Origin of the sequence: Egibacter rhizosphaerae (genome assembly GCF_004322855.1) — a bacterium.
GTDB lineage: Bacteria > Actinomycetota > Nitriliruptoria > Euzebyales > Egibacteraceae > Egibacter > Egibacter rhizosphaerae.
The window spans coordinates 2,055,255-2,068,789 of record NZ_CP036402.1 but is presented as its reverse complement, the minus strand read 5'-3'; the positions used below and the strand labels follow the sequence as shown (position 1 = coordinate 2,068,789).

Annotated in this window: 9 protein-coding genes; 3 read left to right on the top strand and 6 right to left on the bottom strand. The window is 71.1% G+C overall.

What is annotated here, in order from left to right; genetic code table 11:
- Window positions 1-114 precede the first annotated feature (114 nt).
- Together ER308_RS09605 and ER308_RS09600 are read right to left on the bottom strand one after the other, a co-directional pair.
- The gene (locus ER308_RS09605) at window positions 115-1,503 is read right to left on the bottom strand and encodes an ABC transporter substrate-binding protein (protein ID WP_131154780.1); all 1,389 of its coding nucleotides are present in this window, start codon (window positions 1,501-1,503) and stop codon (window positions 115-117) included.
- A 34-nt stretch (window positions 1,504-1,537) separates the two neighbouring features.
- On the bottom strand, window positions 1,538-2,281 hold the full coding sequence (locus tag ER308_RS09600) for a GntR family transcriptional regulator (protein WP_131154779.1): 744 nt from the start codon (window positions 2,279-2,281) through the stop codon (window positions 1,538-1,540).
- Between the two features lie 272 nt (window positions 2,282-2,553).
- Between ER308_RS09600 and ER308_RS09595 the strand changes: the two genes are divergently transcribed.
- Complete coding sequence (locus ER308_RS09595) at window positions 2,554-4,203, top strand: HNH endonuclease signature motif containing protein (RefSeq protein ID WP_165491956.1); 1,650 nt, start codon at window positions 2,554-2,556, stop codon at window positions 4,201-4,203.
- A gap of 26 nt (window positions 4,204-4,229) precedes the next feature.
- Here ER308_RS09595 and ER308_RS09590 read toward each other — a convergent pair whose 3' ends face one another.
- Together ER308_RS09590 and ER308_RS09585 are read right to left on the bottom strand one after the other, a co-directional pair.
- Window positions 4,230-4,997 carry a class I SAM-dependent methyltransferase gene (locus tag ER308_RS09590; protein WP_131154777.1) on the bottom strand — a complete coding sequence of 256 codons (768 nt, stop codon included), beginning with the start codon at window positions 4,995-4,997 and terminating at the stop codon, window positions 4,230-4,232.
- Between the two features lie 80 nt (window positions 4,998-5,077).
- Window positions 5,078-7,936 (bottom strand): cell wall-binding repeat-containing protein, encoded by a 2,859-nt coding sequence (locus tag ER308_RS09585; protein WP_165491955.1) that lies wholly within the window; start codon window positions 7,934-7,936, stop codon window positions 5,078-5,080.
- A gap of 264 nt (window positions 7,937-8,200) precedes the next feature.
- Between ER308_RS09585 and ER308_RS09580 the strand changes: the two genes are divergently transcribed.
- Entirely contained in the window at window positions 8,201-10,162 is a 1,962-nt protein-coding gene (locus ER308_RS09580) for an aconitate hydratase (protein ID WP_131154775.1), read from the top strand.
- Window positions 10,163-10,247: 85 nt separating this feature from the next.
- Window positions 10,248-11,888, top strand: a complete 1,641-nt coding sequence (pgi, locus tag ER308_RS09575; protein WP_131154774.1) for a glucose-6-phosphate isomerase — start codon at window positions 10,248-10,250, stop codon at window positions 11,886-11,888.
- Here the strand turns inward: pgi and ER308_RS09570 are convergent.
- The gene (locus ER308_RS09570) at window positions 11,885-12,703 is read right to left on the bottom strand and encodes a DUF6885 family protein (protein WP_338029796.1); all 819 of its coding nucleotides are present in this window, start codon (window positions 12,701-12,703) and stop codon (window positions 11,885-11,887) included. The genes pgi and ER308_RS09570 overlap by 4 nt on opposite strands.
- A 20-nt stretch (window positions 12,704-12,723) precedes the next feature.
- Window positions 12,724-13,065 (bottom strand): glutamine synthetase, encoded by a 342-nt coding sequence (locus ER308_RS09565; protein WP_165491954.1) that lies wholly within the window; start codon window positions 13,063-13,065, stop codon window positions 12,724-12,726.
- Between the last annotated feature and the right edge of the window lie 470 nt (window positions 13,066-13,535).

The following is a 13,535-nucleotide window of genomic DNA, read 5'->3' as shown; positions in this document are numbered from 1 at the left end:
GGGTGGTGGCGGGGCGACCCCGGAGGGGGGAGTCCGGGGTCACCCCGGTCGGAGGCCAGAGGGAGGGGTCGTGCCGTCGCCGCGGGGCGGCCGGAGCCGCGCCGCGGCGCTCGGTCACTCCTCGTCCTCGGGCTCCTCGATCTCGTCGCGCTCGGCAGGGGGCGGCAGCGGCACGTTGATGAAGTCGGCCACCGCGAACTCCTCGGGGAACACCACGGCGAGCTCCTGGTCCTGCCACTGCTGGACCACCGGCTCGGCGCGCAGGTTCTGCCCCGGCGTCTCGTGGTCGTCGCCGGCGAACTCGAACCCGAACCCGGTGATGGAGTCCTCGGGCGCGACATCGACCTGCTCGGCCGCCTCACGCAGATCCTCCGAGCTCGTGGAAGCCGCGTTCGGCAGGATCTCGTTCAGGAACACCCAGGTGCCCATGAACCCCCAGTCCGTGTACACGCCCTGGTCGTAGCCCTCCTCCTCGAGCTTCTCCTGCATCCGCTCGAGCAGCTCGACCGTCTCGTCGTTGAGCGCCTCGGTGTCGATCGACCCCGAGGTCGGCGGCACGATGTTGAAGATTCCGTCGGACGCCTCCCCGAGGGGCTCGGCGAAGTCCGTCTGGCCATAGCCACCGCCGGCGCCGATCGCGGCGGGGATCTCCACGTCCAGCTCCTGGGCCTGGCGCCAGAACAGGATGCCGTCCGAGATCTGCGACACGTGGACGACCGCGTCGACGTCGTTCTCGTCGATCTGCAGCAGCGTGGAGGAGAAGTCCGAGATCGTGCCGGCGTCGTAGCTCTCCTCGACGACGACCTCCGGGGCCTCCCCCTCGAGGACGTCGAGCGCGGCATCGGCGATGGACGTGCCGAACTCGTCGTCGGTGTAGACCATCGCGACGTTCATGTCGTCCGGGCTCACGCCGAGCTCGTCGGCGAGGCCCGAGCCGATGAACTCGGCGGCGTAGCCCCCGAGGTCACGGGACGAGATCGTGGTGCGCAGGATGTTCTCCGGGCCCTCCGTGAGGCTCGCGGCGAAGGCCGTGGTCTCGAGGTAGGGCGTGTCGAGCCGCTGGGCCGCCGGCACGGCGGCGCTCGCGATGGCGCTCGAGTAGGTCCCGACGATGACGTCGACGTCGTCCTCCTCGACCAGCTGCCGCACCGCCGAGGTGCCGGCCTCTGGATCCGGGGCGTCCGCATCGACGAGCTCCACGGGGGTCCCGTCGAGCCCGCCGTCCTCGTTGAACAGCTCCACGGCGACTTCGACGCCCTGCAGCGCCTCGGTCGCCTCGAACGCGAGGTCGCCCGACTGGGGGAACATGGCCCCGAGCCGGACGTCGGCCTCCTCGTCGGGGGCTTCCTCGGCCTCGGCCTCGTCGGCCTCCTCGTCGGGGGCTTCCTCGTCGGTCTCGTCGTCGGGGTCGTCGGCGGCCTCCTCCGCCTCGCATGCGGCGAGAGCGAGGAGCAACGAGGACAGCAGCAATGCGAGCAGGGCGGATCTGTGTGCGATACTCATTTGTTTCCCTTCAGTCGCGGCAGGCTCGTGCGGGTCAGCGTCGTCCACCTTGGATCCGGCTCGTGAGCACCTCGGTGAGGACCCGCTGCGACTGCGCGAGGTGAGCCTCGACGGCTTCCTGCGCGCGGTCGGGGTCCCCCGCGGTGACCGCCTCCACGAGATCGTCGTGCGAGAACATCATCTGGGTGTCGGGTCCCAGCTCTCGGTAGACCCAGTGCCAGAGGCGTGCGCTGGCCGGCAGCAGCCGGGTGAGCGCGTCCTCCAGGAACGGGTTCCGGCCCAGGGCGGCAATGGCCAGATGCAGCGCCTGGTCGTGCTCGAGGAACCGACGGGCCATCGCGTTCTGCGGCTCCTCCCCGCCACCGTCGCCCTCCGCGTCCGGCGCGGAGTGCTCCCACAACACCTTCGCCTCGTGACGGGCCGAACGGATCGCCGCGAAGCGCGCGGCCTGGGTCTCGATCGCCAAGCGTGCGTCGTAGACGGTTGAGACGTCGAGCGCGTTGATGCCCGCCACTCGGATGCCCTTGCGGGCGAGCGGCTCGACGAGGCCCAGGGCGGAAAGCAGCGTGACGGCGCGCCGGAGTGGCTCCCTGGTGAGTTGGAGATCGGCGGCGATCTGCCGCTCGGTCAGGAGTTCACCGGGCTCGTATTCCAGCGTGACGATGCAGCTGAGCAGACGCCTGAACGCCTCGTCGCTGTGGAGCATGGCACGCCCGCCCTCGGGCGGGTGCTCGCCGGCGAGCTCCCGCCGCAGCGTGTCGAGTGCTGCTGTGCCCATGATGGTACGTGTAGCAGCCACCCCACTGAACAGTCAACTGGAATGTCAGTCATCAGTGCAGGGGCGAGGGCGCGTGACTTTCGTCGGATGCGACGGGGTGCCCAGGGACTCCCGAGCTCGGGGGAGCGTCGAGCGAACCGTCCTCGCGGTGCTGCCTGGAGTCCAGTCGGTAGACGACCCCGTGTATGCAGTCATAACAGTAGCCATGCCACGGGTTCGTGTATGTGGAAATAACTTGGAAAGGCATGGATGCGTGGTATCCTATCGATCAGATGTTCGAGATGGGTGGTGGTCCGGCGGGGAACCGGGCGAGAGTGCGGGGGCAGAGCCCGCTGCCGCACGCGGGCGTCGCGTGGGAGCGCCCCTCGGGGTACGACCCCGGGCTGGAAGCTGCGGAGACGCCGTCGCCGTCGTCCGGTCCCGGCGCGTTGGAGCCCGCCCTCGAGCACCTCGATGCGGCGCTCGACGCCCTGGCGGCGGTCGACCCCGAGGTTGAGCCCGCGGACGATCTCGCCCACGCGACGGTCGAGACCCAGCGTCTGTCGAACCGACTGGATGGGGCTCGGCTGGGACTCCTGGAGGCGTTCGACCGTCGCGAGATCCACCGCGACGACGGGGCGGTGACGGCCGCCTCCTGGTGGCGCAGCCGCACGCGGGTCGACGACGCCCGGTCCCGACGAATGCTCCGTGCGGCCTCGCGCGCGCCGGAGCTACCGCGGATGCGGGCCCAGCTCGAGCGCGGCGAGATCACCCTCGCCCACCTGATGGTCGTGACCGACGCCGCCACGCCGCGGCGCTTCGAGGCCGTTGCGGCCTGCGAGGAGGCGCTGTCGGAGCTGGCGGCCACCAACCCGCCCACGGACGTGCGTCAGGCCGTCAAGCGCATCATCGAGCTCGCCGACCGTGACGGTGCGGACAAGGGCGGCGAGGACCCGGACGAGCAGGACCGACGCGACGATCCGCGCCGGGAGCTGTTCCTCGCCAGCATCGTCGACGGGCTCGGCGACCTCCAGGGAACGCTGGACCCCGTCACGAGAGAGGGGCTGCAGGCACTCCTCGGTGCGTTCGACGAGCCCGACCCCGTCGAGACCTCCGCCGAACAGCGGCGCACCCCCGCCCAGCGGCGGCACGACGCGTTCGCGGCACTCATCGCTCACGCGCTCGGAGTGCCCGACCTCCCGCAGGTGCAGCGTGCCCGCCCACACGTTCTCGTCACGATCGACCTCGCGACCCTGCTCGGTCTCGATCCCCAGCATCCGATCGCGGGGCACTCCCTGGCCGACATTGCGCGGTTGATCGGCGTCGATCCCGAGGATCTCGTGGGAGGTGCCCTGGCCACGGCCGGGGACGAGGGCGGGGTGGCCACGACCGAAGCCACCACGGCAGCAGACGACGGGGCCGACGAGGCGCACTCCGTCGGGACCGGCGAACACGGCCACGCTGAACCCACGGCCGTTGCGCCCGCCCACGCTGCCCGACCCTGCCGACCGGACGGCACCCCTTTGCTGCCGCCGCCGGCTGCGCGGTTCGGATCCGGCGCTTCGCTCGACGCGGCAACGGCGCGGCTGCTCGTTCGCGAGGCCACTGTGCGCGCGGTGCTGACCATGGGGCCGTGGAAGGCCGTCAGCGTGGGCCGTAGCCAGAGGACGTTACCCGGGTGGCTGCGCACCGTGCTCACCGGCATCCACCGGCACTGCCGCGGGCCCGACTGCGACCGCCCGATGGCGTGGACCGACGCCCATCACGTGGACCCCTGGGACGAGGGCGGCGAGACGGACCTGAACGCCACGCTGCCCCTGTGTCGTGCGCACCACCAGCTGATCACGCGAGACGGGTGGGACGCGAGACCCGACCCGACCACGGGTGAGGTCGCGTGGACGGGTCCGGACGGTCGCCGCATCGTGGTTCCGCCGCCGATCTGACGGGCTCTCGGGTCCCCGCTGCCGCGTCAGCTGCGATCGCGTGCGGTGAACGCGAGCAGGTCGGGTTCGAAGAAGACCGGCTCGTCCGGTGCCGCCGCGGCCCACTCGCGCATCGCTTCGATGCCTGCGGCGAACTCGTCGTCGGGGATGGAGTGCAGGAGCGAGTCCGCTCGTTGGCGGGCGCGCTCGACGAACGCGAGCCGGTTCGACGCGGTGGTCTCGCGGGGTCGGCAGTACCAGGCGAGCTCCAGTCCGGCGAGCTCGAAAGCGTCGCGTACCTCCTTGAGCTCGGGGAACGCGGCCGCCCTCCGTGCCGAGGAAGGGAAGAACCGCGCCGGGTACTGGTCCGTGTAACCCATCCGCGATGAGAAGCTCGTGCGCACCAGCGCGACCCCCTCGGGAGCCAGGACGCGAGCGGTCTCGCGTGCGCCGGCCACGAGATCACGGAACTGGTGCACGACCGTCGACAGCCACGCCGCCGCGCAGCTCGCATCACTGAGGGGGAGCGCTTCCGCCACGGCCTGGACCGCGTCGACCGCCGCGAGCTCCTTGCGTGCGAGCACATCGAGCATTGCCGTGGACGGTTCGACGGCGACCACGTGCGCCCCAGTCCAGCGAACGATCCGCTCGCACCAGAGCCCGGTCCCCGCTCCGAGGTCGAGGATTGGGCCGCGGGGCCCACGGGCGAGCTCTGCAGTCACCCGATCGCGAACCTCGACGAGGTGCTCGTCGGGTGCGGCTCGCTCGAGGTCGAACGCCGCGGCCCGTTCATGGTCATAGTCGCGCCACCCCATGACGGGGATCGTACGGCCCACCCGCCGTCACCCGGGCGGGCTCGTGCACAGCCCGCCCGAGTCACGGTGCCCCTTGGCCCTCAGGGATCGATCGCGTCCTCCACCGCCTGCTCGACGTCGCTGCTCACCGCGGCGGGCCCGCCGAAGATCAACGCTCGCTCGATGTCGTCGGCGCGATCCTCGAGGTAGGTCTCGACGACCGGCGGCAGCGCGTCCTGCCGGACGAGCAGCATCGGGCCACCGAGCTTGCCCAGCTGCACGCCGCCCGACAGGGCGTCCGCGAAGTCCCCGCCGGTGGCGATTCCCACGGACTCGGGCGAGCTGAAGAACTCCTCGGCCACGTCGATCGCCGTCTCGTATCGGTCGGCCCCGACGATCGGAGTCGCGTCGGGCGCGGCCTCGGCTGCCGGCCCACCCATCGCGTAGACGTCCGGGTCGTCCGTGCGGCTGTCCAGGTAATCCTGGGTGTCGTCGGCCATCCGCTCGCCACGGGTCAGCAGCACCCCGCCGTCGATGGCCTCACCCGTCGCCCCGGCCAGCGGGTCGGGAAAGTCCACGCCGGTGGCGAGCAGCAGCGCCCCTGGGTCGTTGAGGCCGTGCTCGACGATCTCTGTAGCGGTCTCGTAGCGGTCGGCGCCGCCGATCCGGATCGCGTTGTAGCCCAGCTCCTCGACGCGCTCCTCGACCTCCTCGCTGAGGGCGGCGGTCTGCCCGAGGAGATAGACGTTGTTACCCGCGGGGAGCACGCGCTCGAGCTCGGCCGCGGTGCCCGCGTGCAACCGCTCGGGCATGCTGAACAGCAGCGGGGCGTCCTCCTGCACCGCGAGCGGGGTGCCCGACAGGGCGTCGGGGAAGATGTCCGCCCGCGTCAGCACGACCGCGCTGGCCTCTCCGTCGTCGTAGCACTCCTCGCTCGTCTCGATCGCGGTGTCGAACCGGTCATCACCCGCGATCCGGTCCGTGCCGGTCGGGAAATCGTCCGCGGGGCACGGGGTCGTGAAGCCGATCCACACGTCCTCGCTGTCCTGCGCCGGGTCGGTGGTGTCACTGTCGGCGATGGCTTCGTTCGTGGCCGACGAGGTCTGGGTCTCCGCGGTCACGGTGATCGTCACCGTCGTGCTCTCGCCCGGTGACAGGTCGCCGAGGTCGCAGGTGACCTCGCCGCCGGCCTCGCTGCAGTCGCCCGACGGGTCCACCGACTCGAACGCCACCTGGGCGGGCAGGGTGTCGGTGAGCGTGGCGCCCTCCGCGGTCACGTCGCCCTCGTTGGTGACCTCGATCTCGTAGTCGAACTCGTCGCCGACCAGCACCTGGTTGGGTGCGGATTTGTCGACGCCGAGGCCGACCTCGGGGTCGGCGACCTCCCGCTCGTACGCGCCGATGTCGCACGCGGCCCCCTGCGGACGGCTCACCCCCCGCTGGTCGTCGGTGGCACCGCAGCCATCCATGTGCTCGACGGCGGGGCTGTCGGAGGGCAGCGCGTGGGTCTCGGTGTCACCGGGCGCGTTCAACGCGAGGTCGTCGAGGTCCGGGTCGGTGTCGGTGAGGTCGCCCGTCTCGCCGAGGTCGCAGGTGTCCGCGTCCTCGAGGTTGTCGCCCAGGGAGGTGATGTCCCCGACACAGTTGGGGGCGTTGACACCGCCTGTCGCCTCGTTGTCCGCGATGATCGTCGCCAGGAGCGATACCTGCTCTCCCTCGGCATTGGCGATGACCCCGGCCACTGGCTCGCCGTGTTCCAGGACGTTGTCGGCGATCGTCACGTGTGTGAGGTCGAGAGTCGACCCGGCCGCGTCATCGGATCCTTGATTGGCGATCGCGGCCGCGTGCTGGTCGGTGCTGTTGCCGCTCACCGTGGTGTTCAGGAGACTCAACTGCCCGCCGTTCTGCGCCAACGCGCCGCCAGCCCCGCTGCTGCTGTTGTCGGCGAAGACGGAGTGCGCGATCTCCACGGTCCGGGACTCCTGGTCCTCCGGCGTGAAGCTGGCGATCGCGCCCCCGCTGGCGAAGCCGCCCGTCGCGCTGTTGCCGCGGAAGGCCGAGTTGCTGACGTCGATGTGCCCGCCGGGTTCGAGTCCTCCGTCGTGCCGGACACCGTTGGTGACGGCGCCGCCGGGGCCGCTGGCCTCGTTGTCCTCCAGGACGGTTCCGTCGAGGCTCAACTCCGGGGAGAGGTCCCCGAGTCCGAGCAGCGCGATCCCGCCGCCGGCCTCCGCGGAGTTGTCGCTGATCGTGCTGTTGGAGATCGAGGCGGAGATCCCGCCCTCCAGAGCCTGGAGTGCGATCCCACCTCCGAGACCCTCGGCCTCGTTCTCGTCGACCAGGCTGTCCTCGCTGATGGTCATCTCGGGAGCGGGGCTGGGGGCGGCCACTGCGATACCTCCACCGTTGCCGCCGGCCATGTTGCCGGTCACCCGAGAGTCTTCGAGGGTGAGGGACGCGTCGCCGTGGACCAGGGTCCCCCCGCCATCGTTTGCAGTGCCCCCGTTCGTGACCTGAACGCCGTCCAGGCTCAGATCGGCACCGTGGTGGACGGTGAACACCCGGTACTGCTGGCCGAGGGGGTTCGCGTCGATGACAGTCTCGTCCTGGCCAGCGCCTTGGACGGTGATGTCGCTCGCGATCTCGAGGTCTCCGTACTCGCCCGAGTCGACGCCGGCGGCCAGCGTCAGCGGATACGTCTCGTCCTCGAGGACGATCGTCGCGGCGTCGTCCGGCGAGTCGTTGGCCTCGAGGATGGCACCGCGCAGGCTGCACTCGTCGTCGTCGCAGGTGCTCGTGTCGTCGGTGGTATCGACCTCGAACGTCTCGTCCGCTCGCGCCTCGGGTGCGGTGGCGACGAGGCCCGCGATCATCAGCGCGAGCGCCCCTGCGATCACGCCGAAGGCCAGCAGCGTGGGTCCGTGACGTTGGCTGGTGGTCGTGTGGCCAGGTGCCTGCATGGTCTCTCCCTTGACGCGGTCCCGGATCGCGAGCCGTAGGCCCGCGCGCACGTCCAGTGACGTTAACCAGCGGCCCGGCATGGGCGAAGGGCGGCGAAACCTCGATACCGGGACAGCGCCGGGATACCGCGGCGTTGCGGCACGGCGAGGACGGGGCATTGCGGCAGGACGAGGGCGGGGCGATTACGGCAGGGCGAGGACGGAAATCCCCCAGGGGGATCGCGCGCTCGCACCCAACCCCGTTTCGCGACCGTGGAGGGCGGCATGTCGGATACCGGCACACCCCGCAACGTGACCCAGAAGCTCATCGCCGAGCACCTCGTCGAGGGTGAGCTCACTCCCGGAGCCGAGATCGGCGTCTCGATCGACCAGACCCTCACGCAGGACGCGACCGGGACGATGGTCATGCTGGAGCTCGAGGCGATGGGCCTCGACCGCGTCCAGACCGAGCTGTCCGCGCAGTACGTTGACCACAACCTCCTGCAGACCGACCAGCGCAACCCCGACGACCACCGTTTCCTGGAGTCGGCGTCCCGGCGCTTCGGCCTGTGGTTCTCGCCGCCCGGCAACGGGGTCAGCCATCCGGTGCACCAGGAGCGGTTCGGGCGTCCCGGTGCGACGATGCTCGGTTCGGACAGCCACACGTGCGCCGCCGGGGCGATCGGGATGCTCGCCATCGGCGCCGGCGGGCTGGCGGTCGCGGCCGCGATGGCCGGCGAGCCGTTCCACGTCCAAATGCCCGAGGTCTGGGGGGTGCGCCTCAGCGGTGAGCTGCCCGAGTGGGTGTCGGCGAAGGACGTGATCCTCGAGCTGCTGCGTCGCCACGACGTGAAGGGCGGTCAGGGCCGAGTGATCGAGTACTACGGCCCGGGGCTGGCCGGGTTGTCGGCGATGGATCGCCACGTCATCGCGAACATGGGCGCCGAGCTCGGGGCGACCACGACCGTCTTCCCGGCCGACGACGAGGTGCGCCGGTACCTGACCCTGGAGCAGCGTCCCCAGGACTTCCGGCCGCTCGAGGCCGACGACGGCGCCACGTACGACGTCCACGAGGAGATCGATCTCGGCCGGCTCGAGCCGCTCGTGGCCCTGCCGTCCTCGCCGGGCAACGTGGTGGGGGTGCGTGAGGCCGCGGGTGCCCCCATCTATCAGGCGTACATCGGGTCGTCGGCCAACCCTGGACTGCGCGACTTCGCGGTGCCGGCGATGGTCGTCAAGGGGCTGCGCACCGACCCGAGCGTGTCGTTCGACGTCAACCCGACGTCGCGGCAGATGCTCGAGAATCTGGGTGCGATGGACCTGCTGATGCCGCTGTTGCACGCCGGCGCCCGGTTGCATCAGGCCGGCTGCAACGGGTGCATCGGGATGGGCCAGGCGCCGGCGACCGGGATGCCGAGCCTGCGCACGACCCCGCGCAACTTCCCGGGGCGTTCGGGCACGCGGGAGGACGCCGTGTACCTGGTCTCGCCCGAGACCGCGGTCGCGTCGGCCCTGACCGGCGAGATCACCGACCCTCGTGACTTGCCCGACCGGTTCGGGATCACCTATCCGCGCTACCGCGACCCCGATCCCGGGGACTACATCGTCAACTCCCAGATGCTGGAGCCGCCCCTGCCCCTGGAGGAGGCGCGACGGGTCGAGCTGGTCCGCAGCGACAACATCGTGCCGCTGCCGGAGTTCGACGCGCTGCCCGACACGCTCGAGGTGCCGGTGCTGCTGAAGGTGGGTGACAACGTCTCGACCGACGAGATCCTGCCGGCGGGCCAGCGCGTGCTGCCGTACCGGTCGAACATCCCCAAGATCAGCGAGTTCTGCTTCGAGGTGCTCGACGAGACGTATCACCAGCGGGCGCGTGAGACCGGTGACCACGCCATCGTCGGCGGCGAGACCTACGGTCAGGGATCCAGCCGCGAGCACGCGGTGATCGCGCCCCGCTACCTGGGCCTACGGCTCGTCGTCGCGAAGTCCATCGCGCGCATCCACTGGCAGAACCTGCCGAACTTCGGCGTCCTCGGGCTGGAGTTCGACGATGCCGCCGACTACGACCGGATCGTGCAAGGCTCGGTGTTGCGCATCGAGGACGTGATCGCACAGCTCCGCGCCGGCAAGGACGTAACCGCCACGGTCGACGACGAGCCGATCACCCTGACCCACCGCCTGTCGGAGCGCCAGGTCGGGATGCTGGCGCGCGGCGGCTACATCAACGAGCTCGCCGACCGCCGGTAGGGGGCGGACTGCGGGGTGGCTCGCGTCAGTGCGCACCTCGCGCGATGCTGGAGTGCCGGGATCCCCGTGACGTCAAGGAGCAGCTGTGGAGTCGTCGGTCCACCTGACCCAGACCGCGGAGTGGGAGGCCCTCGCGGCGCACCACCATGAGCTTGCGGACACGCACCTGCGCGACCTGTTCGCCAGCGATCCGGACCGGGGGGAACGACTGGTCGTCGAGGCCGGCGACCTCTACCTCGACTACTCGAAGCATCGCCTCACGTCCGAGACGATCGAGCGGCTCACCGACCTCGGCGCACGGGTCGACCTGCTCGGGCGGGCGGCGGCGATGATGGGCGGCGACCGGATCAACACGACCGAGGACCGCGCCGTCCTGCACACCGCGCTGCGCGCGCCGCGTGACGCGGTGGTCACCCTCGACGGCGAGAACGTCGTTCCGGCGGTGCACGAGGTCCTCGACCGGATGCGCGCGTTCGCCGAGGCGGTGCGGTCAGGGAAGTGGACCGGGTACACCGGCAGGCCGGTGCGCACGGTCGTGAACATCGGGATCGGCGGCAGCGACCTCGGTCCCGCCATGGCGACGCGCGCGTTGCGCAGCTACTGCCATCCCGCCCTCGACGTCCGCTTCGTGTCGAACATCGACGGGGCGGACCTCGCCCATGCCCTCGCGGATCTCGACCCTGCAGAGACCCTGTTCATCGTCGCGTCGAAGACGTTCACGACGCTGGAGACGCTCACCAATGCGGCGAGCGCGCGCGACTGGCTCGTGGCGGCCCTCGGGGACGAGGCCGCGGTCGCGTACCACTTCGCGGCGGTGTCGACCGCCACGGAGAAGGTCGAGGCGTTCGGGATCGATCCGGCGAACATGTTCGAGTTCTGGGAGTGGGTCGGGGGTCGGTACTCGTTGCCGTCGGCGATCGGCCTGCCGCTCATGATCGCGATCGGCCCGGAGCGGTTCGACGAGTTCCTGGCCGGCTACCGCGTGATCGACGAGCACTTCGCGAGCGCGCCGCTCACGGAGAACCTTCCGGCGCTCATGGGGCTGATCGGCGTGTGGTACGTGAACCTCTTCGACGCTCCGACCCACGCGATCCTGCCGTACAACGAGGAGTTGGTGCGCTTCCCCGCCTTCCTGCAGCAGCTCGACATGGAGTCGAACGGCAAGCGCGTCACGCGGGAGGGGGAGGCCGTCGACTACCACACCGGGCCCGTCGTGTGGGGTGAGCCGGGTACGAACGGCCAGCACGCGTTCTTCCAGCTCCTGCACCAGGGCACGCGGATCGTCCCGTGCGACTTCATCGGGACGTGCCGTCCCACCCACGAGCTCGACGTGCACCACGACCTGCTGACCGCGAACCTCTTCGCCCAGGGCGAGGCGCTCGCGTTCGGCAAGCCGGCGCCGGCCGTGTCAGCCGAGGGAGTGCCCGACGAGCTCGTGCCCCACCGCGCGTTCCCGGGGAACGTGCCGTCGAGCACGCTGCTCGTGCCGCAGCTCACCCCGCACGTCCTCGGCCAGCTGATCGCGGCCTACGAGCACAAGGTGTTCACCCAGGGCGTGGTGTGGGACATCAACTCCTTCGACCAGTGGGGTGTCGAGCTCGGCAAGGCCCTCGCCAACCGGATCTCGCCGGAGTTGCAGCGGGCCGCGGAGCCCGAGCTCGCTCACGACAGCTCGACGAACGCCCTGATCCGCCGCTATCGCCGACTGCGGTCACGGCACGCCTAGGTGGCCACGCCTCGCTCACCTGTCACCGGGTTGCGGGCGTGGGGATCGGGCGTGCCGTTGTCCCACAGATCCGGGCTGAGGCCCGCTCGCCGGACGGTCTCCTCGGCGTCGTCGCGGGCGTCGGCGGCGACCACCAGGAGCAGCCCGCCGGGTGCCCAGCCCTCCCGTGCGAGTGCCTCGGCGACGCGTTCCACCGGCTGGGCGTGCACGGCGTCCGCTCCGAGCGAGCGATACGTGTCGGCGACGAGGACCAGACGCCCGCCGTCGCCGGGGATGAGGCCGACCAGCGCGACGAAGTGGCCCACGTCCCACTCGGGTCCCACCGGCTCGGCGGTGCCCGTGTCGAGGTAGCCGAGCAGGTGCCTGATCGGGGGGCGGGAGCCCCAGAGAAGCCCGGTGCGGATGTTGGCGATCGCCGTGACCGGCGACCGCCAGGCGGAGAGGTCCTCCAACAGCTCGGTGACCGCCTCGGCCGTCCACGTGCCGGACGCGGGCACCGTCGCCACCGCACCGGCGCCGTGGAACTCGATCGCGCGGGCGAGCCCGCTGGCCGACGTGCCGGCCTCGTCGGGGGAGGCCGCGCGGGCGATCGCGGGATCGGTGATCGCCCGCCCGATCTCCCCGGGTGGGAGGGAGGCACGAGGGTCGGCGGAGCGCCGTGTGCCCGCGGCGGCCGCAACGGCCTGCTGGTCGACCTCGGCCACGCCCGCGGCGGCGAGCGCCAGCGACCCCCAGAACGCGCCGCACAACTCGTCGCGCTGCGGCAGCGCAGCGTGGTGGAGAGCGAGCAGGGGTTGGCTCCCCGGCAGGAGCATCGTCACCGCGTCACCTCCGGTCAGTACCTCCAGCGGTGCGCCGCGATCGTCTCGTCGAGTGGGCGATCGGCCGCCCAGGCCGCGTCGGACCGGCGGGTGGCGAGGAACGAGCCGAGCAACGCGTCGCCGAGCGCCTCCCGCACTCGCGGGGAGGCATCCAGCGCGGCCGCCTGCTCCCCGAGGGACGAGGGCAGGTGCTGGATGCCGTGGCGCTCGCGGTCCTCGTCGCTCCAGCGGCCGGGATCGTCCTGGACGGGCTCGGGCGGGGTGAGTTCGTCCTCGATCCCGGGGTGGCGCCCGAGGTAGAACTCGAGCTCGTAGCGGACGTGCAGGTGCAGGCCCCGCTGCGCGGCTTTGCCCACCTGACATTCGAGCGCGCCGCGTTGGTCGTCGCCCAGGGTGTTCCGTCAGCGGTGACCTGGCGCCCGGGAGCCCAGGCGAAGCGCGGCTGCCCCGCCAGGCGGCTCAGCCGGTCGACGAGCGGGATCAGCCGCACGTCACCGCTCGCGTTGGGGAGCCCCTCGTGGTCGAAGGTGATGACGTCGTGGGTGTCGAACACCGCGAACAGCGTGGTGATCCCGATGCCCCGCCGAGCGGCGTCGGGTAGCCGGTGCACTGGCACCGTGCGGGAGCGGGGGATCCCGTTGTTGTCGGCCCAGGCGATCGTGACGCCGGCGATGCCGTCGGCCTCGAGCTCCTCGGCGATCGCGGCGACGTGGTCGGGGTCGGGGTTGCCGACGACGTCGTCGGTCGAGCCGTGCGTGGGGGTTGGCACGTCGCGCACCTCCTGCGGCCTGGCAAGGACGTTGTGGGGTCGCCGGCAACGATAGGC

Excerpts from the sequence above, each read along its gene's own strand:
- ER308_RS09600 (WP_131154779.1), bottom strand. The coding sequence starts at position 2,281 with ATGGGCACAGCAGCACTCGACACGCTGCGGCGGGAGCTCGCCGGCGAG.
- ER308_RS09595 (WP_165491956.1), top strand. The coding sequence starts at position 2,554 with ATGTTCGAGATGGGTGGTGGTCCGGCGGGGAACCGGGCGAGAGTGCGG.
- ER308_RS09585 (WP_165491955.1), bottom strand. The coding sequence starts at position 7,936 with ATGCAGGCACCTGGCCACACGACCACCAGCCAACGTCACGGACCCACG.
- ER308_RS09570 (WP_338029796.1), bottom strand. The coding sequence starts at position 12,703 with ATGCTCCTGCCGGGGAGCCAACCCCTGCTCGCTCTCCACCACGCTGCG.
- ER308_RS09605 (WP_131154780.1), bottom strand. The coding sequence starts at position 1,503 with ATGAGTATCGCACACAGATCCGCCCTGCTCGCATTGCTGCTGTCCTCG.
- ER308_RS09590 (WP_131154777.1), bottom strand. The coding sequence starts at position 4,997 with ATGGGGTGGCGCGACTATGACCATGAACGGGCCGCGGCGTTCGACCTC.
- ER308_RS09580 (WP_131154775.1), top strand. The coding sequence starts at position 8,201 with ATGTCGGATACCGGCACACCCCGCAACGTGACCCAGAAGCTCATCGCC.